Source organism: Lysinibacillus sp. NPDC092081, assembly GCF_044755845.1.
In the GTDB taxonomy this organism is placed as follows: Bacteria; Bacillota; Bacilli; order Bacillales_A; family Planococcaceae; genus Lysinibacillus.
In genome coordinates, this window is the sequence record NZ_JBIVRU010000001.1 from 585,317 (window position 1) to 610,408 (window position 25,092).

Below are 25,092 nucleotides of genomic sequence, written 5' to 3' on the forward strand. Positions count from 1 at the left end.
CACTCCTTTACTTTTTTGCGTTTACTAGTTGCTGCTGTAGTTCGTATAAAATATTCATCGCTTGCATTGGTGAAGTGCCCAGAATATTTACTTTTTCTAGGTTTTTAAGTACCTCTGTCTCTGCTGGAGAAACTGGTTCTTCTTCCGTAAATAGTGACATTTGCACTGGCTTTTCAACAACCTCCTGTACCACGGTTACTTCATTTCCAGCCTCGAAGTTTTCAAGTAGCATTTGTGCTCTTGTTAAAATTTCCTCTGGCAATTGTGCAAGCTGTGCTACATGAATGCCGTAAGATTTATCGGCAGCTCCTTTTTTCACCTTATGCAAAAAGACAACCGTGCCATTTTTTTCAGTAGCAGATACGTGTACATTTTGCAGTCGAGGAAGCTCCGTTTCCAGTGCCGTTAATTCATGATAGTGAGTTGAAAACAGTGTATTTGCTCCAATTTTGTCATGGATGTATTCCATCATAGATTGAGCAAGACTCATGCCATCATAAGTAGATGTCCCACGACCAATTTCATCAAACAGCATTAAACTATTTTTTGTAGCATGCGTAATCGCGTGCTGAGATTCTAACATTTCCACCATAAATGTTGATTGTCCCGCAGCTAAATCATCCGCTGCACCGATGCGTGTAAAGATCTGATCTGTAATTGGTAATCTAGCTTTTTCAGCAGGCACATAACAGCCCATCTGTGCCATGACAACAATTAGTGCAACCTGACGCATATACGTACTTTTACCGGACATATTCGGCCCAGTAATAAGCATCATATTGTTATTTTCCTCAAGTACACAATCGTTTGGTACATACATTTGCTTATTGAGCATTTTCTCTACAACCGGATGGCGCCCTTCAATAATTTCTAACGAACGTCCTCCATGAAACTCAGGCTTTGTAAAACGATATTTCTCCGAAACACTTGCAAAGCTTAATAGCACATCTAGCTCACTAATGCTTGCCGCTAACGCTTGGACACGTGGAATAAACACCTTTAATTCTTCACGTATTTCCACAAATAAGTTATATTCTAACGTTAAACTTTCTTCCTCAGCATTTAAAATTAATGCTTCTTTTTCCTTAAGCTCCTGAGTAATGTAACGCTCGGCATTTGCCAAAGTTTGTTTACGTTCATAGCGTGTTAAATCAGCTAAATGGATATTAGATTTCGTAATTTCAATATAGTAGCCGAAAATTCGATTGTAGCCGATTTTTAAGTTTTTAATGCCTGTTTTTATACGTTCCTCTTGCTCGAGCTGTGCAATCCAATCTTTCCCATTACGAGAAGCATAGCGAAGTTCATCTAAGCGCTCATTATAGCCATCGCGAATGACGTCACCCTCTTTAATCGTAATTGGTGGATTGTCTGTAATAGCACGAGCTAACAGCGCCTCTACATCCGCACACATATCAAGCGCTGCGCCAAGCTTTTGCAACGTTTCTTTATTGACACCAAGTAATTGTTGCTGAATAGCAGGTACTTGACGTAATGAATCACGTAGCTGCGCTAAATCACGTCCACCAACATTACCAAAAGCTACACGCCCAGCTAAACGCTCTAAATCATATACTTGTTTTAAAGAGGCTTGGAGTTCTGACCTTACAAAATATTCCTCCAATAAATCAGTGACAGTTGCTAGTCTTTCTTCAATGGCAGCACGTGAAGCAAGAGGTTGGTGTAACCTTTGCTTTAACTTTCGCCCTCCCATTGCAGTGACAGTGTCATCTAACAACCATAAAAGTGTGCCCTTTTGATCGCCTCCGCGAATAGACTGAATAAGCTCTAAATTACGCTTTGAGCTAGAGTCAATACGTAAATAATTTTTCATTTCATTGTAAGTAAATGCTTGAATATGTGATAAAGAGCGCATTTGTGTTTTATCGATATAAGCCAGTAAACGAAGGCAAGCAATCTGTAAATCATTTGGCACCGCTTCTAAATAATGTGCAGCTTTATCTAATGTCATTTCACCTGTTTCAATAGAAAGGACGATACCTGCATTTACTGCATGCTCTGCTAATAGAAGTTGCAAACTTTCCGTTACAATTAATTCACGAATACCGTATGCTTGCATTTGCAATAAAAGTGCTTTACCGTCGCCCTCAATCGAGGAGGCTACTGCTTCACCTGTAGATAAGTCTAAATAAGCGTAGCCAAATGTCGTATCGTCGAATTGCTCCGCAGCACCAATAAAATGATTGGTTTTACCATCAAGCGACTTACCTTCCATGATCGTACCCGGTGTAATAAGCTGTACAACTTCACGCCTCACTACACCCTTTGCTTGCTTTGGATCTTCTGTTTGCTCACAAACAGCAACCTTATAGCCCTTTTGCACAAGCGTTTCAATATAATTTTTTGCCGAATGATGCGGAACACCACACATTGGGATACGCTCTTTTGCACCAGCATCTCGGCTCGTTAATGTAATTTCTAAAAGTTGAGAGGCATTAATAGCATCCTCAAAAAACATCTCGTAAAAATCGCCTAATCTAAAAAATAAAAAGGCATCCTTGTAATCTTCCTTTACCTGCAAATACTGTTGCATCATTGGTGTATATGTTGTCATTTTAAAAATTCCCTCACTCTAACCATATAGATATTTTTATTATAACAAAAGATACATGCGAAACGCTTAATTCACCTTTTTTAAGATGCTAGCGCTTCGCATGTATAAAATCTTTAGTATTATCTTTGTCTTTCATCAGGAAACGATGAGGACTCTAAAACATACCTGCCTTCTTCACTTGAGCTAGACGATGAGCTGGAACTGGAGCTAGATGAAGACGAGGATGAGCTCTCATCAAAGTTCCATTCCTCTTCGAAATCTAGTGGATGCACACTAATACAAATCGTCGTTTCTCCCATTACCTCTACAACGACCTCACGTTCTACTACGATTTCAAACTTCGTACCACATGGAGAGATGATTGCCTCTATGCAGTTTGGCTCTTGAACAACACGTACACGAACATCATCACCAACACTCACTTCGCCTTCTCTAAAAGAAAGCTTCACTTTGTCTTTATAGTGCACCGTTTCAGAAAACACTGCTGTTTTCGAATGACTACTATAGGCATACCATACATTGACATCAAATTTCCCTGATACTTCTACAAATTTACCGACTTTTTTCGCGGAGCAAGTATGATTGATAACCCAGCAACCAAGAATACTCGTCGGTTTATTTGATGGACTTAATGTTACACGTTCTTCCGTTCTCTTCTTCCCTTTGGCAACTACTGCTCTCGTCACGATTTGTCGTAAACGTTTCAGCGCAATTCCTCCTTTGACTCTTTTCACTCCATCATATGCAGGTAGCGCCTATTGGGTGAACATATATTTTATAGAATCGAATTACTGACTTTTTTCATACTATGTTGTCTGAATTGCGCTAATTTCTACGAGTATTGATTAATCAATTATGCCCCGGCATAATTGCGTCCGGAATCTGCTTTGTGCTTAGGTCAGCAGATGTTTTTTGTGCGAAAGCGCAGCGGCAGCAACAGATGTTTTTTGTGCGAAAGCGCAGCGGCAGCAACAGATGTTTTTTGTGCGAAAGCGCAGCGGCAGCAACAGATGTTTTTTGCGTGAAAGCGCAGATAAATTGCCACAGGACGTGGCGTTCTTAGACTGAGTTCCTCTATTTCAGCGAATGTCTTTGTGCCGAAAGCGTAGCGACAGGTACAGATGTTTTGACACCCGCTGAAAGAAGTTAAACACATAAAAATAGCCCGAATGCTAGCATTCGAGCTATTACTTCTATTATGTTTATGAGCAGCTGCCTGGTGTTGTATTGGCTACATATGAGCCAGTTTCTCCACGAAGTAAATCCCCACCAGTTGAGCGAACAATCTCATTTGTAACATTGTTAGCAATTGTGTTTGAAACTAATTGCAATAAATCATTTACATCACCTTGAGATTCTTTAAATTGTTGAACCACAGGGATCGCGTTGATTTCTTCTTCGATTTTTTCGATTTTATCTTCAATTAATTTAAGCGCTTTTTCTTTCCCTAAGTGTTGGAAGTTAACAGCTTGCTTTTGTAGGCTTTTTAGACTTGCAATACGCTCACGTACTTGTTGGTTTTCATTAATTTGTGCTTCTGCCTTTTTGAAAAATTCAACTTCTGGCGTATTGGCAATCATATGCGCAATTTCGTGTGACTTCTTGATTAAATCATCTTTTGTATATAATACTTGTGACATTTACGCTTCCACCTTTTCATTTTTTACTACTTCTACGAACTCACCACTTAGTGAATAAGAAGTAGCCTCAACTATTTTTACCTTCACTAATTGACCAATTAAATCTGCTGGTGCTTTAAAGTTTACAAGACGATTTTTACGAGTATAGCCAGCTAACACATCCTCGCGTTTTTTACTTGTACCTTCGACTAATACTTCTACTATTTCACCCTTCAAGACCTCTAATGCTTTTCGAGAGTATTCCCCTACAACCTCATTTAAACGGTGAAGACGTTCTTTTTTCACTTCTTCAGGTACATTATCCACCATTTTGGCAGCAGGTGTACCCTCACGAGGAGAATAAATATAAGTAAAGGCCATTTCAAAACCTACTTCCCGGTACAAGGATAATGTCTCTTCAAATTGCTCTTCTGTTTCATTAGGATAGCCTACGATAATATCAGTCGTTAGTGTTACTTCCGGAATAGCCGCTTTAATTTTCGCTACTAATCCAAGGAAATGCTCACGTGTATACTTTCGCGCCATAATTTTCAGCACATCATTTGAACCAGATTGTACTGGTAAATGAATATGTTCAACTAAGTTACCACGTTTTGCAAGAACTTCGATTAAATGATCATCGAAGTCACGTGGATGACTCGTTGTAAAACGAATGCGTGGAATATCAATTTTTCGTAATTCATCCATTAAATCACCAAGGCGATATTCAATATCCTCAAAATCCTTACCGTAAGCGTTGACATTTTGCCCCAGCAGCATAATTTCTTTATAGCCCGCAGCCGCTAGTTCACGAACTTCAGCAATAATTTCCTCCGGACGGCGACTACGCTCCTTACCACGCGTATAAGGTACAATACAATACGTACAGAATTTATCACAGCCGTACATAATATTTACCCAAGCTTTGATGGAGCCAAGACGTTTTTTCGGCAGATTCTCGAGAACATCGCCTTCTTTAGACCAAACCTCAATGACCATTTCCTTAGACATATATGCTTCTTTTAAAATGTTCGGTAAACGGTGAATATTATGTGTACCAAACACCATATCGACATGTGGATAACTTCTTAAAATTTTATTTACAACGGATTCTTCCTGTGACATACAGCCACAAACTCCGATCAGCATTTCTGGATTTTTACGTTTATATTTTAGTAGGAAGCCAAGCTCTCCAAATACTTTGTTTTCCGCATTTTCACGAATGGCACACGTATTCAGTAGCACGACATCTGCCTCATCAATTACATCTGTAGGCGTATAACCTAGCTGCATAAAAATCCCAGCCATAACTTCCGTATCGTGCTCATTCATTTGACAGCCATACGTACGAATATAAAAAGTACGCCCTGAGCCCATTCCTGCAAACTCTTCTGCAATGTTAAAGTCCTTATGGTACTTAACTTCTTCTTTCCCACGTTTTTTAGCATCTTTTAATGAAGGTGCCGTAAAGATCGTTTCAAAATATTTACTATAATCCTTTTCAGGCTTGTCTTCTTTTTTTGGTTGATTGACTTGTTGATTAGCTAAACGTTGTTCCTCATTCATCGCAATCAGGTAACTCCTTTCAAACGAAATCCATGCATTTGAATTCCCATTTTACTATTATACTGAATAATTGCAACATCCTACAAGGTTTGCGTACTAAATGTCGCGGTTTAGACTTAATTACTCTTAGCTAGATGAATATTTTCGTTAGATTGAGGGGTGGCGGGAGGGGGCTATCCGTCACATTGAGGGTTCTTTCCGTCGCCTTAAATTCTATCTATCATTTCGATGGTTCTATCCACGACTTTGCCTATTCTTTCCGTCACTTCGACGGTTCTATCCGTCGCTTTGAATTCTTTCCGTCACTTTGCCGATTCTATCCGTCACTTTGACATTTCATACCGTCGCTTTGTCAGTTCTATCCGTCGCTTCGACGTTTATTTCCGTCGCTTTGAATTCTTTCCGTCACTTTGACCATTCTTTCCGTCACTTTGCCGGTTCTATCCGTCACTTCGACGTTTATTTCCGTCGCTTTGGCTTTTCTCTCCATCTCTTCAACGTTTATTTCCGTCGCTTTGCTCAACCCATCCATCACTCTTTCTAACATAAAAAATCACCGAAGACATCCATCAACGGCGACATTTATTATAGTTCTATATATTGTTTTTTGCGTTGATCAAACCCAATAATTGTTTGAACGCCATAGCTTTTTAATAACTCTGTATTCGCTAATGTGTATTTGCCTAAATCATCTGGGAAATGCGCATCTGAGGAAACTGTAAAGGCTACACCATGTGCAATTAAAATTTGCAAGAAACGGGGGCCAGGGCACATTTCCTTTACTGGATAGCGATAATATAAACCAGCATTTATTTCAGTGGCAGTTTGTGTGGTCACGAGTGCCTTTGCAATTCTTTCATACCAAGAGTCAAGAAAAGCCGTGTCCTTCACTTGATAGTCAAACACTTTAAAGTTGTCCAAATGTGCCACAAAATCAAACATATTCGAGAGGATCATTTTTTCTACCGTAGTAAAAAATCGTGCAAAGTTTTCCTGTAAAGCTGCGTCGTCCATATCCTCAAAAATATATTGTGTTTGAGGGTTATCGAAACCCCAGCCTTCCACAAAATGGACAGATCCGATGACATAATCCCACGAATACCCTTCTAGTAATGATGCTAATTCTTCCTCACCACCGATAAAATAATCCGCCTCGATGCCTAGCTTTAAGGAGATACCATGACGACTCCACTTTTCCTTTGCTCGATTAATAGCTAACACAAAATCATCCATGCTATCCGTCATCACACAATCAAGCCAGTAACGCTGAGCTCTACCAACTTCACTGTCATCTAACTGCATATAACGCTCAAAATATGCTCGCGTCTCCTTGAAACGATAGAGATGGTCCACAATTCCAACCTCGCGCAAACCGAGCTGCTTTGCCTGTTGTAAATATAAATCTAACCATTCCTCACTATAACAGCCATTCTGTAATCGCTTTGATAATTGCTGCATTTGCAACTCTATAAATGCTTTAGAACCTTTTGCTGTTCCTTCATCTTCATTAAAAAGTCTAATTGCCTGAGAAGTACGCTCTAGCCAACGAAATGAGTATGGGCCCTCCTCTAAATGTACATGATAATCAATCATCCGCATTTCCCTCCATTGCATACTGTCCACTTTTCCTCATACGCTTGCCACTCCAATGGGCAAGCTATATCACAAAGAATTTCTGAGCACTCTTCTATGTGACATATTTGATAAAAGGACGTACCGTTTATTTTAGATGCATCCGCTAATAAAAAGTTCACCTTGCTACGGTCACGCATTTTTTTAGAAATTAACGATTCATCCAAATCATAATCGTATACGATACCTTCACTTATACCACCACACGATATAAATGCTTTATCAAAATTCATATTCCCTAATAATTCCAACGTCATTGCTCCTGTTATTGAGGATTGCCTTGGATTTGTCGTTCCTCCAAGTAATATGACCTTCCCCGTCATCCGCCGCTCTTCTATAGCCAAATTAAATTGTACAGCTGCAGCGATCGAATTGGTTACGACAGTTATATCATTGACTGCCAATAAAAAATCTGCAATATGCACCGTCGTTGTGCCTGTATCAACCGCAATTGTATCCCCGTCACATATACGTCTAGCTGCTAAACGAGCTATATTGCGTTTAGCCTCTTTTTGCATTTGAAGCTTCCGCAAAAATGCTGGTTCATTTCTAACGTGCGTATACTTTACAGCTCCTCCGTGTACTCTCGTTAATAAATGCTGTTGTTCTAGCTCATCAAAATCTCTACGAATCGTTTCTGGTGCCACTTGTAACTCTTCCGCAATATGGGCAACAACAATTTTCCCATCAACCTCTAACTGTTTTAAAATAAATTCGAAACGTTCAATTTTTGCATAGGTCATGATAATGCAATCACATCTTCTTTCGCTACATAACACATATATTTCTTACCCAGCTCAAACGAATGCCCTCGTTGGTGTAGCTGCTCCATCGTAAAGAGACCTTCTCCCTCTAACGTTGTTCGAATAACATTGCCGCTCATTAGTGACTGCTTCGCCTCTCCAGTAATACAAACATCCCCCCGTCTCTGATCGAGATGAATGGCTTCTGGTCGAATCGCAAATTTTGAGTATTGTTTTGGCAATGTCTCGCCAATCATTTTCTCTAGAGCTTGACGCGTAAAAACATTGTAATGTCCGATAAAATTAGCGATAAATTCACTTTCAGGGCTTGTATAAATCTCAGTAGGTGTTCCACTTTGTGCAATCATCCCATTATTCATAACAAATATTCTGTCAGAAACAGCCATCGCTTCCTCTTGATCATGCGTAACTAAAATCATCGTGATACCTAGCTTTTGTTGGATGTCTCGTAAATCCGCTTGTAGTTTCTTACGAATTTGGGCATCGAGCGCACTGAGCGGCTCATCTAACAGCAATACCTTTGGACGTACAATTAAAGCACGAGCAAGGGCAACACGTTGCTGCTGACCGCCAGATAATTCTTTCGGATATGAGTTGGCTTTTTCACTTAAATGCACGATCGCAAGCATTTCTTGAACACGTTGGTCCACTTCAGCAGTATTTACTTTTTGCATGCGTAAACCAAAGGCTACATTTTCTTTCACCGTCATATTTGGGAATAGTGCATATGATTGAAACACCATACCAACCTGACGATCCTTTGATTGAACACCAATCATATCCTTACCTTCAATGATAATTTTTCCTGCAGATGCATCTGTTAAGCCTGCTAAAATACGTAAAATGGTACTCTTACCACAGCCACTTGGACCTAAAAGAGTTATAAATTCACCTTTTTCAATCTTCATATCTATATTTGATAAAACTGTCGTTAATCCATACTTTTTATGAAGTCCTTCAATCACAATATAGCTCATAGATTTGTAGCACCTTTCGATCGTTTCGTTAATGTTGCAATAGCAAACGTTAATAAGCCCATAAGAACGATATAAATAAAGACAACTGCACTGGCAATATGTCCACTTGTACTAAGCTTCTTCATTAAATAAATTTGCACTGTTTCAAAGCGAGAACCGACCACAAGATTAATCAGTACAAACTCTCCAAAAAGCACGGAAAACGATAATAATGCACCTGCAAATAAGCCTGGGTAAACAGTAGGTAATAATATTTTAGTAAATGCCTGCAATTTTGATGCTCCCAGTAATTGCGCTGCATCTAAAAGCTGCCGTGCATCGACATTTCGTAAACTATTGCGTGTCCCTTGGTAAATGTATGGTAGAATACCGATAACATATGCCCCTAAAACTACTAAAATCATCGGCACACCAAATTTACTGTAAACACGAATGAGTCCGACTGCTAAAATAATTCCTGGAAATGAATACACCATCACAACAGCCATCTGAATCCATTTTTCGTATTTTGGAAAATACAACACGATTACGAATATGGCTGGTACGATAACGAGCAATGCGATCATTACAGCTCCACCCGACAACAAAACAGAACGTCCAAACGCCTGTATAAATTCGACATCCTGAAATAATGTAGCAAGCCATTTAAATGTTAATCCTTCTGGCAAAATGGTTTTATTCCAATTCGTCGCAAAAGCATAAAGCATTGTTGCAACAACTGGCAACGCTAAATACACCACTAACAGGAGGAAAAATAAATCTGCAAAGCCTCTTTTTTTCACTATAACTTCCTCCTTGTTTTTGAAATGCTCCATTCACTTAATAGCATCGCCGTCACCATCGTTACTGCTAGAATTACTGCAATTGCACTTGCCAGCTCTGGTTGAGCAAAAATATCTCCCTTAATAAGAGAACCAATACGAATGGCCACTAAATTGTAATTACTACTAGTTAGTGCGTAGGCAGAGGCATACGCTCCCATTGCATTGGCAAACAATACGCTAAATGTTCCAACAATCCCAGGTAGCATAACAGGGATCCCAATCTTCATCCAAAACTGCCACGTAGAAGCTCCAAGTAGTGCCGCAGCTTCCTTCCATTGTTGCTGAATTCCATCATAAATTGGGTATAAAAGCATTAATGCTAATGGTAGCTGAAAATAAATATAAATCAGTAACAAACCACCCCAGCTATAGAGAGAAAAGGACGATAATGTGCCAATACCCCATTTATCAAATAGCAATGTAAAGAGCCCACTATTACCAAGTAATACGATAAACGCAAATGCTAACGGAATACCTGAAAAATTTGATGTTAAGTTTGTCAGAATTAAAATCTTTTCACGCACTGGCTCAGAAAATCTCATAATCGCATAAACCGCAAATAAGGTAACGATTAAGGCAATGACTGCCGAAATAACAGACAGAGTAATACTATTTGTAAAGCCTTGTAAAATGTAATCATTCGTTAGTACAGATTGATATTGTGCAAGTGTAAAACCCTCACTATTTTGAAAGCTTGTGATTAGCATATACAGTAACGGTACTAAGAAAAATAACAAGACAAGTACTAGAAAAGGAGAAAGCCAGGCAACTGTTTGCCGCTTCGAAATCAAAACAATCACTTCTTTCTATAGTTAATAGCGGCCATATAGATTAATGCTGATTTAATCACTTTTATCAATTAGAAGACTCATCACCATAGCGTAGGGTTGATTTCCGTTCCGCCTGGGCGCTTTCCTGCTGCCGCTACGCTTTCGCACAGATAAAACATTTGCCGCTGACGCTTCGCTTTCGCGCAGAGCTTCCTGGGGGCGTCCGATGAGCCGCTTGGGCCAACACGATGTTGGTCACGAAGGCGTTATCACAGGATGTGATGGTTTTAGCCTTCGTTCCTCTACCGCTAATCCCCAAGGAGTCGCCCAGCCTCCACTTCAATTAACTAATACATGGTATACGTTTTAAAATGTTATCCCCAACCCTTAGTGATGAGCCAATTACACGCCTGAGTTAATATTGATAATTAAACATTTTTTAGAGTATGCATCCCCTCTAATAACAGAGGAACCATTTCATCAGAGGGTTCGATATTCAATAAATGACAGCACAGCGGAGCAATTTGTAACTGTGATACAATCTCATCCTTAATGCCTGCTTTAACGTGATTCGAAAAAACAAACATGGGCACATGGCGATCCTCAGCTGTTGTGCCTCCATGATTACCATCACTCGTCATCCCATGATCAGCTGTCACGATAACTTCATAGCCCTGCGCAAGGCATTTTGGGATAAATAAAGATAATAAAGCATCAACTGCTAAAACACGATTTCGATATTGTGCCGAGTCAGCTGTAAATTTATGACCATCATCATCTACATTCATCGGGTGAATATATAAAAAGTCCGGTTGCTTATTATCCATAAGCCAAGCTGCCTCAGCAAATAAATGACTGTCTGGATAGTGATCCTCAAAGTAGAATAATCCATTCTCAATCGGCAATTGAGTATCTAATTGTAGCCTGTCCTCCATATGCACAAATGGTGCACGATTGTATAGCTCACTAACCCAATAATAGGCAGCCGCTGCTGTAGAAAGACCGTTTTCTTTTGCTAAATGAAATAGACTATTTTGCGTGGATAAACGCACTGTCCTATTACTCGTTACTCCATGTACAATGGGAGGTGTCCCCGTTAAAATCGTTTCATATAAAGGCCTTGATAGTGACGGGACCTCTGAGCAAACCTTGTAGCGTGCTGCAATCTTACGTTCAACTAAATGGTGCATAAATCCCATATGGGTACAGGCTGTATCAAAGCGAAGTGCATCTACGACAATTAAGACAACCTTATTATTTCCCATGAATTAATACCTGCTCTTGATATAGTTGTGGAATTTGTTTTGTTGTTTCTTCCCATTTCTTTTGGTCTTTTACTGGCTGTGCATTTTTGTACATTTCCGCAGGTAATAATAGCTTCTGAACATCTTGAGACAATTGAACCTTGTCACGAATTGGACGAGCATAACCCTTCGCTAAATTTTCTTGCCCTGCATCTGATAAAATGTATTCACGAGTAAGCATTGCTGCATGAGGATTTTTGGCGTATTTATTAATGATCGTTGCATAGCCTGATGTTACAGAGCCTTCTGATGGAATGACGACATCAAAACGTTTCTCATCAATTTGGTGTCGATAGCCAAGTGAATTAAAATCCCATAGGATGGCTACGTCAATTTCGCCTTTTTCTAAATTAGCTACCGTTGGATCTCCTTTTAAACGCCCTTGTTTTGCTAAGTCTGCAAAAAAGTCTATTCCCGGTTGAATATTCGATTCATCGCCACCAAATGCCATAGCAGCTGCTAAAATAGCAAACTGTGCTTGATTCGCTGTTAAAGCATCACCAATGCTGACAGTGTAATTTCCGTTTTTAATGTCCTCCCAAGATTTCGGGGCATTTTTGACGTTGTTTTTATCAGTTAAAAATGAAATGGTTCCAGTATAACCCACGATCCAATGTCCTTCATCATCCTTTGCCCAGTCAGGTATTTCATCCCAATAAGATGTTTTGTATGGTAATGTTAAACCTTTGTCCTTGGCAATCGGCCCAAAAGCAATTCCGACGTCACCTATATCCGCAGTGGCATCATCCTTTTCTGCCTCAAACTTTGCTAGCTCCTCAGCGCTCGACATGTCTGTATCCTTATGTTTGAGGCTATATTCAGTACCAAGATCTCCCCAAGTCTCTACCCAGTTAGCCCATGTATCTGGCATACCGACAGAATTTACAGTTCCTTCTTCTTTTGCTTTTTTCGTGATCTCTTCAAGAGTCAAATCACTTTTCACTTCATTCGAACTAGATGAGCCGTCAGAACAAGCTGCCAACATTGAAATTGCTAATGCTCCGATTAGACCTTTCTTCCACAACTTTTGAATTGCCATGAGTTGGAACCTCCATTTGTTTATGTTTGTTTTCATTTGCCTTACAACACTTATGTTAGAAAACAAACATTAAGCAAGTATGGAGGACGTTAAAATATTCAGTAAAAATTATTAAGGAATTATGAAAATCTATGAACGATTATTAATTGAAGGGGGATTGTAAAAGTTTTTGAGGAATAAGTAGGAATCTAGTTCTGTATGCGCACGTTTATGTAGCTTTCCAAGACGTGCACACACTCTAGATTAATTTTATAAACCAAGAAAATCTGCATATGTATGCGGCTCGTTTTCCTTTAAAATTGTTAAAAATGTAAATGCAAGCTGTACAACTGACCACCATCTCATATTGTAGGACATTTCAAAGCGAGCAGGTTCTAATGTAAATACATCCTGAAAAATATCAAGTGGATCGATTTTTTCATCTTTTAATATCGAGAGAAAACCTAAAAACAACGTATGTTCCTTGACCTCAATCACTTTTCCGTCAACAAGTGCATCAATATTTTCTGGTTGCTGAAAATTACATTGTGTCGCAACATACCTTTCTAATTCTTGGGCACGTTGTCTTTCTTCACGTTCTCTTTTCTTTGCAATAAAATCAATGACGTTATCCACGTGCATCGCCTCTTCTTTTTTCTTTTATTGTAGCATTTTTTACAATACTATTGCCCGAACACACTCCCCATTTTTTCCATTTACCAAAACAAAAAGAATGATATTAGCAAATTTGCCATAATCATTCTTTTCTCAAGATATTTTATCAGGTGTGTTAACCAACCATTTTTATTAGTTAAAGGCTCGTCATCATAGCGTGGGGTTGATTTCCGTTCTGGCTGGGCGCTTCTTTGATTGGGATTGTAATGGTCACTTTTCCTCCACCAGCTGTTAAATCATTGCCAATTAGCAGTGTGCCACCATGACTCTGAACAATGGATTGGGCAATATAAAGTCCCATCCCATGATGATTTCCTGCATTTCTGCTTGGATCTCCGCGATAAAATTGTTTGGTAGCCTCATTTAAATCTCTCGGAGAAAATCCACTGCCGCTATCAATAACGGTAAATTGAATAAAATCAGCGGCATCTTGAACAATTAATGTCACCTTTCCATTTTCAGGAGTGTGCTCTACAGCATTTGCAATGACATTTAAAATCGCTCGATAGAACTGCTCTTCATCGATAAATATAAGTGCAGGTAGCATTTCCTTTTGGACATCTACTTGAAGCTTTTTTTCCATCGAAAGAGCTCTCATTTGATGTTCTACTTCCGTCATAACTTTATCCATTTTAACATTCGTTTTTTTACGAACGATATTTTTCTCCATTTTCGATAAATCGATTAGCTCTTTCGTAAATTTTTCTATTTCCATTGTATTTTTCAGAATATAGTCATTATATTCTCTTTGTATATCATCTTGAACAGTATCCTGTAAAAGCTCTGCATTCCCTCGAATAATTGTAAGAGGTGTTTTCAGATCGTGGGCAAGAGCAGAAATTTGTTCTCTACGGGTCTGTTCTGATTCCCATTGCTGTTTTAACGAGTTGTTTAATGCCTCTTTCATCTGTTCAAGAGAAATCGATATTTCATCTATTTCACGAATTCCAGAATGGTTAATCTTAAAATCCAAATTTTGATTTTGTATTTTTTCAATCGCTTCCTGCAAGCCAAACATTTTTTTCTTAAGACTTCTACCAAAGTAGATAGCAAGGACAGTTGCATAAGATACTATCCCTATAATAAACAATAGAAATTCTAATAGTTGTGGATTAGGCAAATATTTTCTTAAAATTTCTGAACGATACTGAGGTACTAAATAATATCGTAATATACAAATCTCATTTTCTCGCTCTATAAACGAGTAAAATTGGGAACCATTTGAAGTTTCTCCTTTTTTCATTACATTCCATGCCTTAAAAGCTTCCTTTTCTGAAAGATTCCCTGCAAGAAATTGTCCATCTTTAGAAAAAACAGCGTAGTCAACAAGGTCTGGAATAATATCAGCTGTAATCGAACTACTAGACGCAATGCGTTCCTTTGATAATGAAATCTGAGTTTCTGCATAATTTGCGGGCAAAACGATATTGGCAGAAAAAGTGAATAAAAATATACTAAACAGTAGTACTACTAATAAAATTGTGCCTATACATAGGAAAAAGAGATATCGAAGAAAAAAAGTATGTAAACGTGTTCCTTTATTAGGCTTTATTGTCTCCATTTATATCCGATCCCCCAAACAGTGTCAATGGCGTCAACATGAAAGGCATGTAGCTTTGAACGAATATTTTTAATATGCTCAGTAATAGCCGTACTATCACTCTTCCCATCAAAACCAAAAATCGTTTCATAAATCTTTTCTTTAGAAAACACTTGTCCTCGATTTCGTGCTAGAAATTCGCATATTTCATATTCACTTTTTGTCAGCATTACCTTCTCCTCATTTACAAACAGCTCTTTGCCAGATAGATTGAAGTGAATGTTATCTACAAATAGAATACTACGTCTCTCTCTTTTTTCGCGTCTCAAATGTGCGTTCACTCTCGCACGTAGCTCTCCAATGCCAAAAGGCTTAATAATATAATCATCAGCGCCAAGACCTAGACCATACATTAGATCTTCCTCCAATGATTTAGCCGTTAAAAAAAGGATAGGACAATCTACAGCATGACGGATTTGGCCACATAATGTAAACCCATCTAATTCGGGCATCATCACATCCAATAAAATTAAATCGAAGGCACCCAGATCCATTTTACTGACTTCTGTCGCATCTGAGACTGCCGTTACTAAATGTTCGTCTTTTAGTAATGCGTTTTTTATCAATACTAAAATACCTTTTTCATCATCTACTGCTAATATTTTTGCCATATATCTACCCTCATCATTTCTTCATACCCTAATTATCAGACTTTCTTCCTTCCCATTTCCAAAACCACAAACAAGATAGGAATAATGCTAGCAATGTTCCACAAACTGAAGCAATAATACCTTCCTGTAGTCCTATTTCCACCGTTGATAGGTCAAGCCCCGACGCCTTCATTGCCCATAATGAAACAAAGTGACCACCCCAACCATAAGGTATAAATGACCAAATACCATCACCTAGTCCAGTGAGTAGTAAGGCTACTATTAGTGATCCCACAATACCTAATCCGATTGAGGCGCCTTTACCAAAATGAAGACTAACAAAAAAATGTAAAATATATAAAAATGCAAAGCTTACAAATAGAATACATCCAGCTATGAAATAAAATTGAAAACTAAAGGTATCCTCATGTAAAAGCTCAATAAAACCAACACTAAAAATACCGATGGACAGTAATATTGCTCCAAAACTAAATAATAATAACAGTAGCAACTTGCTTAAATAGGCCACTATTTTTGTTTTAGAAGCTGTCAGCATCTCCTGAAAATGTCCTGCATTTGCTTCTTGCTCCGCTGCCATTGCACAAACTAATCCAATTATAATTGGAAATCCACATGCGAGAGCCTGAAAATAAGCTGATACTTTCCCATTGAAATCCCATGGCGAATATGTGTAGTATGCTAAAAACAGCCCAGAAATAATAATAGGTACAAGGAGATGAATTAGTAAAAATGGCGTTCTTTTTATTTTAAGAAACTCTGCTCTAAGTAATCTTAACATTACCATACACTATTTTGCCTCCCTTTTCTGAAAACAACGTGCAGTAAAGTAGCTAATTAACGCAAACCAAGCTAAAGCAATCAGTAAGCCCGGAACTATAACCGACATACTCAATAATGGACTTCCTTCAGGCACTAGCAGACCATTTGGTAATATCCCTAGTGTTGGACAAATTAATCTTGCTGTAATGGCATAAGGTACGCTATACCAAAACTCTCCATCAGCAAATGCAACCACGCCAAAAATATTGCCAACTAAATTAATTAAAATAGCCATATAAGTTCCTAATTTTGTCGCAAGAAATAGACAAAATGGAATTTGCCATAATAACGTTAAGAAAATTAAAGAGCTACCTGTAAGACTACTTGTTAAAGAATAGCTAGTGCCAAAAAGTATTCCACTAGCAGTTATACTTACAAAGAAAATAAGCGTAGTTAATAACAACCAGGCACTACATGCTAGTATTTTGCCAAACCAAATCTTCTTCAGGTCAATCGGCATTGCGAGAATACTATGATATTTCAATTTGGCATCTTTTTCCACCACTAATGTACAACATATCGTCAGAGCACCTGGTAGGAGCATTGTATACCAAAAGTTATAAGCACCACTTTGGAAAAACTTTCCTCCCATTAATACTGCAGTTAGTAATATCGCCACAATGGGTGCTAGCCAAACTAATTTAGGAATAAAAGTCTTTTTCCATTTTAATCTTTCTGCCTTCATTATTGAAATCATGTTACATGCCTGCCTTTCTATTAGCAGACACTACTTGCATAAATAATGATTCTAATTCCTGACCTTGTGGGGCAACTCCCTGATAGCCTAATTTTCCTCCTGCAATGATGCCAATTTCATCAACAACCTGCTCTACCTCTGACAGGATGTGGCTAGATAAAATGACTGTAATCCCTTGCTCTGGAAAAGATCGAATCAGTTTTCGAAACTCTTGAATGCCGATTGGATCGAGACCATTTGTCGGCTCATCAAGAATTAAAAGCTTTGGGTAGTTTAATAGAGCAATAGCAATTCCTAGACGCTGTTTCATCCCTAAGGAAAATTGTCCTGCTCGTTTTTTTCCTGTATTGGTCAAGTCTACGATTCTTAATACTTCATCAATACGTGACTGTGGCAATCCGAGGGCAATCGTTCGAACCTTGAGATTTTCTCTTGCCGTTAAATTTTCATAAAGCGGTGGTGTTTCAATTAATACACCAAGGTCATTTAAATCATTACGATTCCATTCACGTCCATTAAAAAGTATCTTTCCTGCATTCGGACGCAGCATACCTGTTATCATTTTTAACGTTGTAGATTTCCCCGCACCATTTGGTCCGAGCAAACCATAAACAGTATTGCGAGGTATCGTTAACGACAGATCCTCTACAATTTTTTGTCCTTTAAAACTTTTACTAAGATTTTCTGTTTGTAAAATAATATCTTCCATCTGATAATCATCTTCCTTTCGATGATTATAGTGTAGAAAATGATTATAAGGATTTTATAAGGATTTCGAAATCTCTTGTGGAGAATGAAAATCAATGATAAAGTAGCTCTTTTATAATTTTTTTATTTCAAAAGTAACGCTATGGCCACTCACCGTAATCGAACAGGTAGCTTATAACAGTGATGTGATTTTCATCAGCTGTTCTATTGCTGTAGAAGCCGCTTTGCTTTTGCACAAAAACATCTTGCTGAAGTTTCGTTTTCACACTACAAATGACCAGTAGATACATGCGACGTGAAGTGGTTGATTGGAGTGGAGACTGAGCGACTCCTTGGGGATTAGCGTCACAGATGAGACCCTGGAGCGAGCAGCGCGAGTGAAGCGGCTCATCGGACGCCCCCAGGAAAGCGCTCAGTCGGAACGGAAATCAACCCCTCGTTTTGCCGAAGAACCATACTTTATTTAATATGAGATCTTTAGTTTCATTAACATAACAGTCTATAAAAAACACGAAAAGCATTTGGAGGAATTCCAAATGCTTTTATCATGCTAGATAAAATTTGATTTACATAAATTCTTTCACTAAATCATTAAAATCATTTTCACTCATTTTAATATCAATATCCGTTAATGGTAGCTCTGAATAGCCTGGTACTTTTTCTTGATATGATGCTGTTTCAGTATCTTGATAAATAATACCTGTTACTAAACCTTCATGCTCCATCACTGTACGCATTGCCATACCACGGTCAGAATTATCATAGCCTTCAATATCAGCAAGCTTCGTTATGTTTTCTTTAAACCAATCGTACGTGTTCACTTTGTTATAAGTAACACAAGGTGAGAATACGTTGATGAATGAGAAGCCTTTATGATTAATGCCCGCTTCAATTATAGCTGTTAACTCTTTAATATCTGTTGAGAAACCTTGTGCTACAAATGTAGCTCCGCTTGTTAAAGCCACTTCTAATGGTTTTAATGATGGTTCAATCGCACCACCTGGCGTAGATTTTGTAATAAATCCTGCCGCAGAGCGTGGAGATGTTTGCCCTTTTGTTAAACCATAAATTTGGTTATCCATAACAACGTACGTGATGTCAATATTTCGACGGATAGAATGAATTGTATGACCCATACCAATCGCAAAGCCATCCCCGTCACCGCCAGAAGCAATAACGTTTAAATCACGGTTAGCCATTTTTAAGCCTTGCGCAATCGGTAATGCACGACCATGAATACCGTGGAAACCGTATGAATTAATGTAACCTGAAATACGACCAGAACAGCCAATCCCTGAGATAACAGCTAGTTCGTTTGGTTCAATACCAACGTTAGCCGCGGCGCGCTGAATCGCTGCTTGTACAGAGAAGTCACCACAGCCTGGGCACCAGTTTGGTTTCACTGTATTACGAAAATCCTTAAATGTTGCCATTAGCGAGTCAACTCCTTCACACGATTTTCTAATTCACCTGGCAAGAATGGTGTACCATTATATTTTGTAATAGTCTCGATTTTATCGTGACCACCAATATTCATCTTCATAATATTTGCTAATTGACCTGTGTAGTTATTTTCTACAACGATTACTTTTTTCGCTTTTGCTACAAGTGGTGCCACCTCAGCAGATGGGAATGGGTGAATTAAACGAATATGTGCATGGTTCACCTTCATACCTTGAGCATTCAATCGTTCTTGTACTTCTTCAATTGCTCCACGTGTTGAGTTAAAGCCCACTAATAAAATATCGGCTTCTTCGTGTGGCGCATTTGAATATACTGGACTTTCAAATTTCAATGCCTCTAGCTTACGGAAACGTTTATCCATTTGTACTTGACGGTTACCAGTTGCTTCAGATGGTTTACCTGTTTCATCGTGCTCAACCCCTGTTACATGGTGAATACCATTCAACGTACCAGGTAGCACACGCGGCGAAATACCGTCTTCCGTATTTTCATAACGTTTGAAGTATGCTTTATCAGCCGCTTCTTCAATGTCGCCTGTAACAATTTTACCGCGACGAATTTCAATTTTATTGTAATCGAATGGCTCTACAGATTGTTTACCAAGAGATAATTGCAAGTCCGTCATTAAAATAACTGGTAATTGTAATTCCTCTGCAATGTTAAATGCTTGGATTGTGTCAAAGAATGCTTCCTCCATTGTAGAAGGTGCAATTACTACTTTTGGAATTTCACCATGCGTACCATATAACATCGCCATTAAATCTGATTGCTCTTGTTTTGTTGGTAACCCTGTTGATGGACCACCACGTTGTGTATCAACAACAACTAGTGGCTGCTCTGTCATACCTGAAAGGCCAAGTGCTTCCATCATTAATGAAAGACCAGGACCAGCAGAAGCTGTAAAGGAACGAACACCACCAAAGTTTGCCCCAATTGCCATTGTTGCTGCAGCAATTTCGTCTTCTGTTTGAATAACCGTACCACCGAATTTCGGTAATTTTTTAATAAGGTATTCCATAATCTCAGAAGCTGGTGTAATTGGGTAGGCTGCCATAAAGCGTGTCCCAGCTGCAAGTGCACCCAGTGCTACTGCCTCGTTCCCTATCATGAACATACGGCGTTTACCATCTGCTGGTGCTAAAGCCCATTCACCTACACGATCGCCTAAAAGCTCATTCATTAATTCATGACCACGAGCAATGGCCTCCATATTTTTCTGAACAACTTCTTCACCTTTTTTGCCAAAAATATCATCTACAACATTTTGGAACACTTCGTCCTCTAAATTTAGCAATGAAGCAGTTGCTCCGATTGCCACCATATTTTTCATCAACGAAGTGCCAAGCTCTGCCGCTACCTCTGTAAAAGGTACCGCAAATAATGGCGCTTTTGAATCTTCTGGCTTCACTGGATCAAATTTTGAATCCGCTAAAATAACGCCTTTTTCTGTTAGTTCTTTATAATTGACGTCGATTGTTTCTTGGTCGAACGCTACTAAAATATCTAAATCATCCGCAATTGAACGTACTTCTGTTGGACGAACTGTAATTTTATTATTCGTATGGCCACCTTTAATTCGAGAAGAGAAATGACGATAACCGTATAGGAAGTAACCTAAACGATTCATTGCCATTGAGAAAATTTCGCCTGTACTTTCAATCCCTTCACCCTGTTGCCCACCGACTTTCCATGAAAGCTGATGTAACATGTCAACAACTCCTTAGATCCAATGTGTATACTATTATTTTTCCTTCATAAGTTTAACACGAAGAAACGGTCTGCACTATTGTTATTCCCCGATTTACACGAAAATCAGACCTTTGACTGAAAATCCCGTTCAAAAAGTTGTAATTTTCAAACAGCTAAGCAACAAAAACAGTTGCTAAATAGATTAAAAATTCCAAGGAGTCATCAGTCTTCACAACTTCTATACATAACATATGTTTTACAAACATTGGTCCTAACTTTTCGGTTATAAATCATTAACATGTGAATATGTAAAGCACGAACTACGCAACCTAATCAATTATGCCACGGCATAATTGCGTCCGAAATCGGCTTTGTGCTTAGGCCTGCAGATGTTTTTTGCTGAAAGAAGTTAAAACGAAAAAAATGCCTTGCAGCTTATTATGTGCAAGGCATTTTACTTCATTACTTTTTATCGAACACGTTTTTCCACAAGAAGTTTTAAAGCTGTACGTTCCTCACCAGCAATTAAAATATCGGCAAACGCCGGTGCGCAAATTAAATCTGTGCCACTTGGCGCTACAAATCCGCGTGCAATGGCCACTGCTTTCACGGCTTGGTTAAGTGCCCCTGCCCCAACTGCCTGCATTTCTGCTTGCCCTTTTTCTCTGATTACCGCGACTAATGCACCTGCAACTGAATTTGGATTAGAGCGTGATGATACTTTTAATGAATCCACAATTATTCCTCCCCGTTTCGCGAATAGTGTTTACGCTCAACAACTCATGTCCCCCTTGTTTGGACCTCAAGTTATTGTCGATAGGTCATTTTATGCTCGGCGAGAAGAAAATAGACTATTTTCATTTCTTATATATTGAAAGAATCAAAAAAGACTGAAAATTCCTGTTAGAAAATTACTTTGTCAATGAAATAAAGGTGCCATTTTAACTAACTCGGGCTCCTTTGCAGAACGAGGGGATGATTTCCGTTCCAGGCTACTCGCTTTCCTGTGGACGAGCGTCGAGCCGCTTCCTCCGCTACGCTGCTGTCGCTTGGCTTTCGCACGGAAGCGGGCAACGCGAGTGAAGCGGGCAAGGGGAACGAAGGCTAAAACCATCACGTCCTGTGATAACGCCTTCGTGACCAACATCCTGTTGCCCCGACGCCCCCAGGAAAGCGCCCAGTCGGAGCGGAAATCAACCCCTCGTTTTGCCGAAGAGTCATATTTATTTAATACGATAGTTTATTTTTATTGACACAACAATTATTAAACAAAAAAACTATTGTGCATTTTTTAATACACAATAGTTTCTCTTCTTACGCTTGGAACGGATAATCTTCGTTTATATAAATTCGCTCACAATGTCGAGCTTTTCCTGTTTTATCATCAATCTCTACAAAGAAACCACTTAACACATCGCGTCCTTTTTTAGGCACTTCAAAACGAGATGGCATGTTTGTTTGGAATTTATAAATGACACTTTCCTTCGTCATCCCTAAAATTTCATCGTATGGACCTGTCATACCAACGTCCGTAATATAGGCTGTTCCATTTGGATAAATACGTGCATCGGCTGTTTGCACATGTGTATGTGTACCAACGACTGCCGAGGCCTTTCCATCTAAATGCCATCCAAGGGCAATTTTCTCACTTGTCGCTTCAGCATGGAAATCCACGAATACAAGCGGGGACGTTTTATGTGCTTCTTCGATTAATTTCTCTGCCATCGCAAATGGATCCTCATGAGGAGGTAAAAATACTCGACCATGCAAATTAATAACAGATAATGTAACGCCATTTTTTGAAATTTGCATCATACCTTTACCTGGGGCCTCACTTGAAAAGTTCGCCGGACGTATTAAATACTCTGCATCATCAATAAAATCAAAAATATCTTTATTATCCCAAGTGTGATTGCCCATCGTAATAACATCCACACCCATTTGTAGTAAATCATTATAAATATTTCTTGTTATACCACGACCTGCTGCTGCATTTTCACCATTCGCAATCACAACATCCGGGCTAAATTTTTTCTTTAAACGTGGTAAATATTTTTCCACTGCATCGCGGCCAATCGAACCGACGATATCTCCAATAAATAGTACTTTCATTTGGCAAGACCACTCTTTCTTTAATTAGCACCTTTTAGTTTACCACCTACTCCTAGTAAATCGCAAAATAAAACGCAAATCCATCCTGGATTTGCGACTAAGAAAGTTATTAAACTTCAATTATCTGTTTATTGATAATAATATTGACTTTTCGGCATTCTATATTTATTTAACACTACACCAATAATGTTGGCTTTCGAAGCAGTTAAAAGTGTTTTCGCTTTTCTTACTTCCTCTTTTTCTACAACACCCGCACTCACGATTAATAAGGAACCATCGCATTTATTAGATAAAATTTGAGCATCAGCTACAGGTAATAGCGGGGGGCCATCGAAGATGATAAGATCAAATTTCTGATTCACCTCTTCTAAAAATCTATCCATAGTAGTGGATAACAGTAATTCCGCTGGATTCGATGGGATTGGTCCACTTGTAATGATAAACAACCCTTCCACAGATGTTTCCTGTAATACTTCATCATACTGACATTTTCTTTCTAATATTGATGATAACCCAAATAAATTGATAATATTAAATATATTATGCAACATCGGTTTACGCATATCAGCATCTACGAGCAATACCCGTTTTCCTTCTTGTGCAAAAACAACACTAAGATTGGCAGCATTTGTTGACTTTCCTTCACCTGGTATAGAAGACGTAACTAATATCGTTTTAAGACCTTGCTTTGGCATAGCAAACATAATATTCGTACGAACGGTCTTAAATTGCTCAGAAATCATTGATTTTGCATCCGAAACTGTAATAAGTTGACGCGGTTTTGTTAATAGTTTCTGGTTCTTTTTCTTTTTGGAACGAAGCATTTCTATGTCCTCCTAGCTTTACGGGATTTATTATTTTTTTCGGTGGGAAAAGCACCAACCAACCCCATAACAGGCAATGCTAAATCTTCAATATCCGACTCCGTCTTTATTGTTGTATCTAAAAACTCCAACAATAGAGCAAACCCTACACTAATTACAAACCCAATTACGGCACCCATGACGATATTTAGTAATTTATTTGGTTTCACGGGGCTAGCATCTTTACTTATTTTTGCCACTGATAAAATATTTATATTATCAACACTCATTAGTTTGGGTATTTCTTCTTTAAATACAGTGGCAACTGTATTCGAGATGGTAACTGCTTTTTCTGAATCTGTATCTAAAACTTTAATATTAACCACTTTAGAGTTACTTTCGCTAGATACGATTAATTGCTCTGCCAACATTTCTGTTGTAATGTTTAGATCAAGCTTATCAATAACTTTGTTTAAAATGGCAGGACTCTTAATGATGACATTATACGTATTGATTAATTGTAAATCCGTTTCTAGCTGTTGTGCCTGTGCATACCCTTCTTGATCATTAACTTTTTGATTCACTAAAATTTGTGTTTGTGCTTGATAGATAGGAGTAATTACAAAGTAACTTAGAGAAGCTGTAATGCCAATCGTAACAATAGTTAGACTTAGAATAAGGTATATACGTTTACGCAATATTTTATATAGTTTTTTCAAGTCAATTACTTCTTCCACCTAAATGCCCTCCCTCGTCAAACCATTGTCGATGAATCAACTAAATGATTATATTTATTCGTATTGTTCTGCACACCACTTTAATAGCTCCATTTACTTTGAACTTTTCACCAAAACATATGCTTGAC

At 38.5% G+C, this 25,092-nt stretch carries 24 protein-coding genes; all 24 read right to left on the reverse strand.

Annotation, left to right across the window (positions count from 1 at the left end):
- Positions 1 to 7 precede the first annotated feature (7 nt).
- The gene (gene mutS, locus ACIQLB_RS03075; protein WP_400720733.1) at positions 8 to 2,575 is read right to left on the reverse strand and encodes a DNA mismatch repair protein MutS; all 2,568 of its coding nucleotides are present in this window, start codon (positions 2,573 to 2,575) and stop codon (positions 8 to 10) included.
- A 119-nt stretch (positions 2,576 to 2,694) separates the two neighbouring features.
- Positions 2,695 to 3,309 (reverse strand): outer spore coat protein CotE, encoded by a 615-nt coding sequence (gene cotE, locus ACIQLB_RS03080; RefSeq protein WP_400720736.1) that lies wholly within the window; start codon positions 3,307 to 3,309, stop codon positions 2,695 to 2,697.
- A gap of 468 nt (positions 3,310 to 3,777) precedes the next feature.
- Positions 3,778 to 4,215: a YlbF/YmcA family competence regulator gene (locus ACIQLB_RS03085; protein WP_400720738.1), complete on the reverse strand. Its 438-nt coding sequence runs from the start codon at positions 4,213 to 4,215 to the stop codon at positions 3,778 to 3,780.
- Positions 4,216 to 5,760 carry a tRNA (N6-isopentenyl adenosine(37)-C2)-methylthiotransferase MiaB gene (gene miaB, locus ACIQLB_RS03090; RefSeq protein ID WP_400720741.1) on the reverse strand — a complete coding sequence of 515 codons (1,545 nt, stop codon included), beginning with the start codon at positions 5,758 to 5,760 and terminating at the stop codon, positions 4,216 to 4,218.
- A gap of 358 nt (positions 5,761 to 6,118) precedes the next feature.
- Positions 6,119 to 6,307, reverse strand: a complete 189-nt coding sequence (locus tag ACIQLB_RS03095) for a hypothetical protein (protein WP_400720744.1) — start codon at positions 6,305 to 6,307, stop codon at positions 6,119 to 6,121.
- A gap of 38 nt (positions 6,308 to 6,345) precedes the next feature.
- Complete coding sequence (locus tag ACIQLB_RS03100) at positions 6,346 to 7,353, reverse strand: histidinol phosphate phosphatase domain-containing protein (protein ID WP_400720747.1); 1,008 nt, start codon at positions 7,351 to 7,353, stop codon at positions 6,346 to 6,348.
- On the reverse strand, positions 7,350 to 8,135 hold the full coding sequence (locus tag ACIQLB_RS03105) for a DeoR/GlpR family DNA-binding transcription regulator (RefSeq protein ID WP_400720750.1): 786 nt from the start codon (positions 8,133 to 8,135) through the stop codon (positions 7,350 to 7,352). The genes ACIQLB_RS03100 and ACIQLB_RS03105 overlap by 4 nt, the downstream gene beginning before the upstream one ends.
- Complete coding sequence (locus ACIQLB_RS03110; protein WP_400720753.1) at positions 8,132 to 9,133, reverse strand: ABC transporter ATP-binding protein; 1,002 nt, start codon at positions 9,131 to 9,133, stop codon at positions 8,132 to 8,134. Before ACIQLB_RS03110 ends, ACIQLB_RS03105 begins: the two co-directional genes overlap by 4 nt.
- Positions 9,130 to 9,915: an ABC transporter permease gene (locus ACIQLB_RS03115; protein ID WP_400720756.1), complete on the reverse strand. Its 786-nt coding sequence runs from the start codon at positions 9,913 to 9,915 to the stop codon at positions 9,130 to 9,132. The genes ACIQLB_RS03110 and ACIQLB_RS03115 overlap by 4 nt, the downstream gene beginning before the upstream one ends.
- The gene (locus ACIQLB_RS03120; protein WP_400720759.1) at positions 9,915 to 10,757 is read right to left on the reverse strand and encodes an ABC transporter permease; all 843 of its coding nucleotides are present in this window, start codon (positions 10,755 to 10,757) and stop codon (positions 9,915 to 9,917) included. The genes ACIQLB_RS03115 and ACIQLB_RS03120 overlap by 1 nt, the downstream gene beginning before the upstream one ends.
- 398 nt (positions 10,758 to 11,155) lie before the next feature.
- A complete protein-coding gene (locus ACIQLB_RS03125; protein ID WP_400720762.1) occupies positions 11,156 to 11,992 on the reverse strand; it encodes an alkaline phosphatase family protein in 837 nt (278 codons plus the stop codon).
- Positions 11,982 to 13,070, reverse strand: coding sequence for an ABC transporter substrate-binding protein (locus tag ACIQLB_RS03130; protein WP_400720765.1), 1,089 nt, complete (start codon positions 13,068 to 13,070; stop codon positions 11,982 to 11,984). Before ACIQLB_RS03130 ends, ACIQLB_RS03125 begins: the two co-directional genes overlap by 11 nt.
- A 249-nt stretch (positions 13,071 to 13,319) precedes the next feature.
- On the reverse strand, positions 13,320 to 13,691 hold the full coding sequence (locus ACIQLB_RS03135) for a 2-oxoglutarate ferredoxin oxidoreductase subunit beta (RefSeq protein WP_400720768.1): 372 nt from the start codon (positions 13,689 to 13,691) through the stop codon (positions 13,320 to 13,322).
- A gap of 169 nt (positions 13,692 to 13,860) precedes the next feature.
- The gene (locus ACIQLB_RS03140; RefSeq protein WP_400720771.1) at positions 13,861 to 15,285 is read right to left on the reverse strand and encodes a sensor histidine kinase; all 1,425 of its coding nucleotides are present in this window, start codon (positions 15,283 to 15,285) and stop codon (positions 13,861 to 13,863) included.
- Complete coding sequence (locus ACIQLB_RS03145) at positions 15,273 to 15,935, reverse strand: response regulator transcription factor (protein WP_400720774.1); 663 nt, start codon at positions 15,933 to 15,935, stop codon at positions 15,273 to 15,275. The genes ACIQLB_RS03140 and ACIQLB_RS03145 overlap by 13 nt, the downstream gene beginning before the upstream one ends.
- A 28-nt stretch (positions 15,936 to 15,963) precedes the next feature.
- Positions 15,964 to 16,719, reverse strand: a complete 756-nt coding sequence (locus ACIQLB_RS03150; RefSeq protein WP_400720777.1) for a lantibiotic immunity ABC transporter MutG family permease subunit — start codon at positions 16,717 to 16,719, stop codon at positions 15,964 to 15,966.
- A 3-nt stretch (positions 16,720 to 16,722) separates the two neighbouring features.
- Positions 16,723 to 17,451 carry a lantibiotic immunity ABC transporter MutE/EpiE family permease subunit gene (locus ACIQLB_RS03155; RefSeq protein WP_400720779.1) on the reverse strand — a complete coding sequence of 243 codons (729 nt, stop codon included), beginning with the start codon at positions 17,449 to 17,451 and terminating at the stop codon, positions 16,723 to 16,725.
- Position 17,452: 1 nt separating this feature from the next.
- The gene (locus ACIQLB_RS03160; RefSeq protein ID WP_400720782.1) at positions 17,453 to 18,160 is read right to left on the reverse strand and encodes a lantibiotic protection ABC transporter ATP-binding protein; all 708 of its coding nucleotides are present in this window, start codon (positions 18,158 to 18,160) and stop codon (positions 17,453 to 17,455) included.
- Between the two features lie 565 nt (positions 18,161 to 18,725).
- The gene (locus ACIQLB_RS03165) at positions 18,726 to 19,592 is read right to left on the reverse strand and encodes a 2-oxoacid:ferredoxin oxidoreductase subunit beta (RefSeq protein WP_400720785.1); all 867 of its coding nucleotides are present in this window, start codon (positions 19,590 to 19,592) and stop codon (positions 18,726 to 18,728) included.
- Positions 19,592 to 21,331 (reverse strand): 2-oxoacid:acceptor oxidoreductase subunit alpha, encoded by a 1,740-nt coding sequence (locus ACIQLB_RS03170; RefSeq protein ID WP_400720787.1) that lies wholly within the window; start codon positions 21,329 to 21,331, stop codon positions 19,592 to 19,594. Before ACIQLB_RS03170 ends, ACIQLB_RS03165 begins: the two co-directional genes overlap by 1 nt.
- Positions 21,332 to 21,781: 450 nt before the next feature.
- Complete coding sequence (locus ACIQLB_RS03175; RefSeq protein WP_010858535.1) at positions 21,782 to 22,048, reverse strand: stage V sporulation protein S; 267 nt, start codon at positions 22,046 to 22,048, stop codon at positions 21,782 to 21,784.
- 578 nt (positions 22,049 to 22,626) lie between these two features.
- Positions 22,627 to 23,424 (reverse strand): TIGR00282 family metallophosphoesterase, encoded by a 798-nt coding sequence (locus ACIQLB_RS03180; RefSeq protein WP_400720792.1) that lies wholly within the window; start codon positions 23,422 to 23,424, stop codon positions 22,627 to 22,629.
- Between the two features lie 128 nt (positions 23,425 to 23,552).
- The gene (locus ACIQLB_RS03185) at positions 23,553 to 24,248 is read right to left on the reverse strand and encodes a CpsD/CapB family tyrosine-protein kinase (protein WP_400720794.1); all 696 of its coding nucleotides are present in this window, start codon (positions 24,246 to 24,248) and stop codon (positions 23,553 to 23,555) included.
- A gap of 2 nt (positions 24,249 to 24,250) precedes the next feature.
- A complete protein-coding gene (locus tag ACIQLB_RS03190) occupies positions 24,251 to 24,964 on the reverse strand; it encodes a YveK family protein (RefSeq protein WP_400720797.1) in 714 nt (237 codons plus the stop codon).
- Between the last annotated feature and the right edge of the window lie 128 nt (positions 24,965 to 25,092).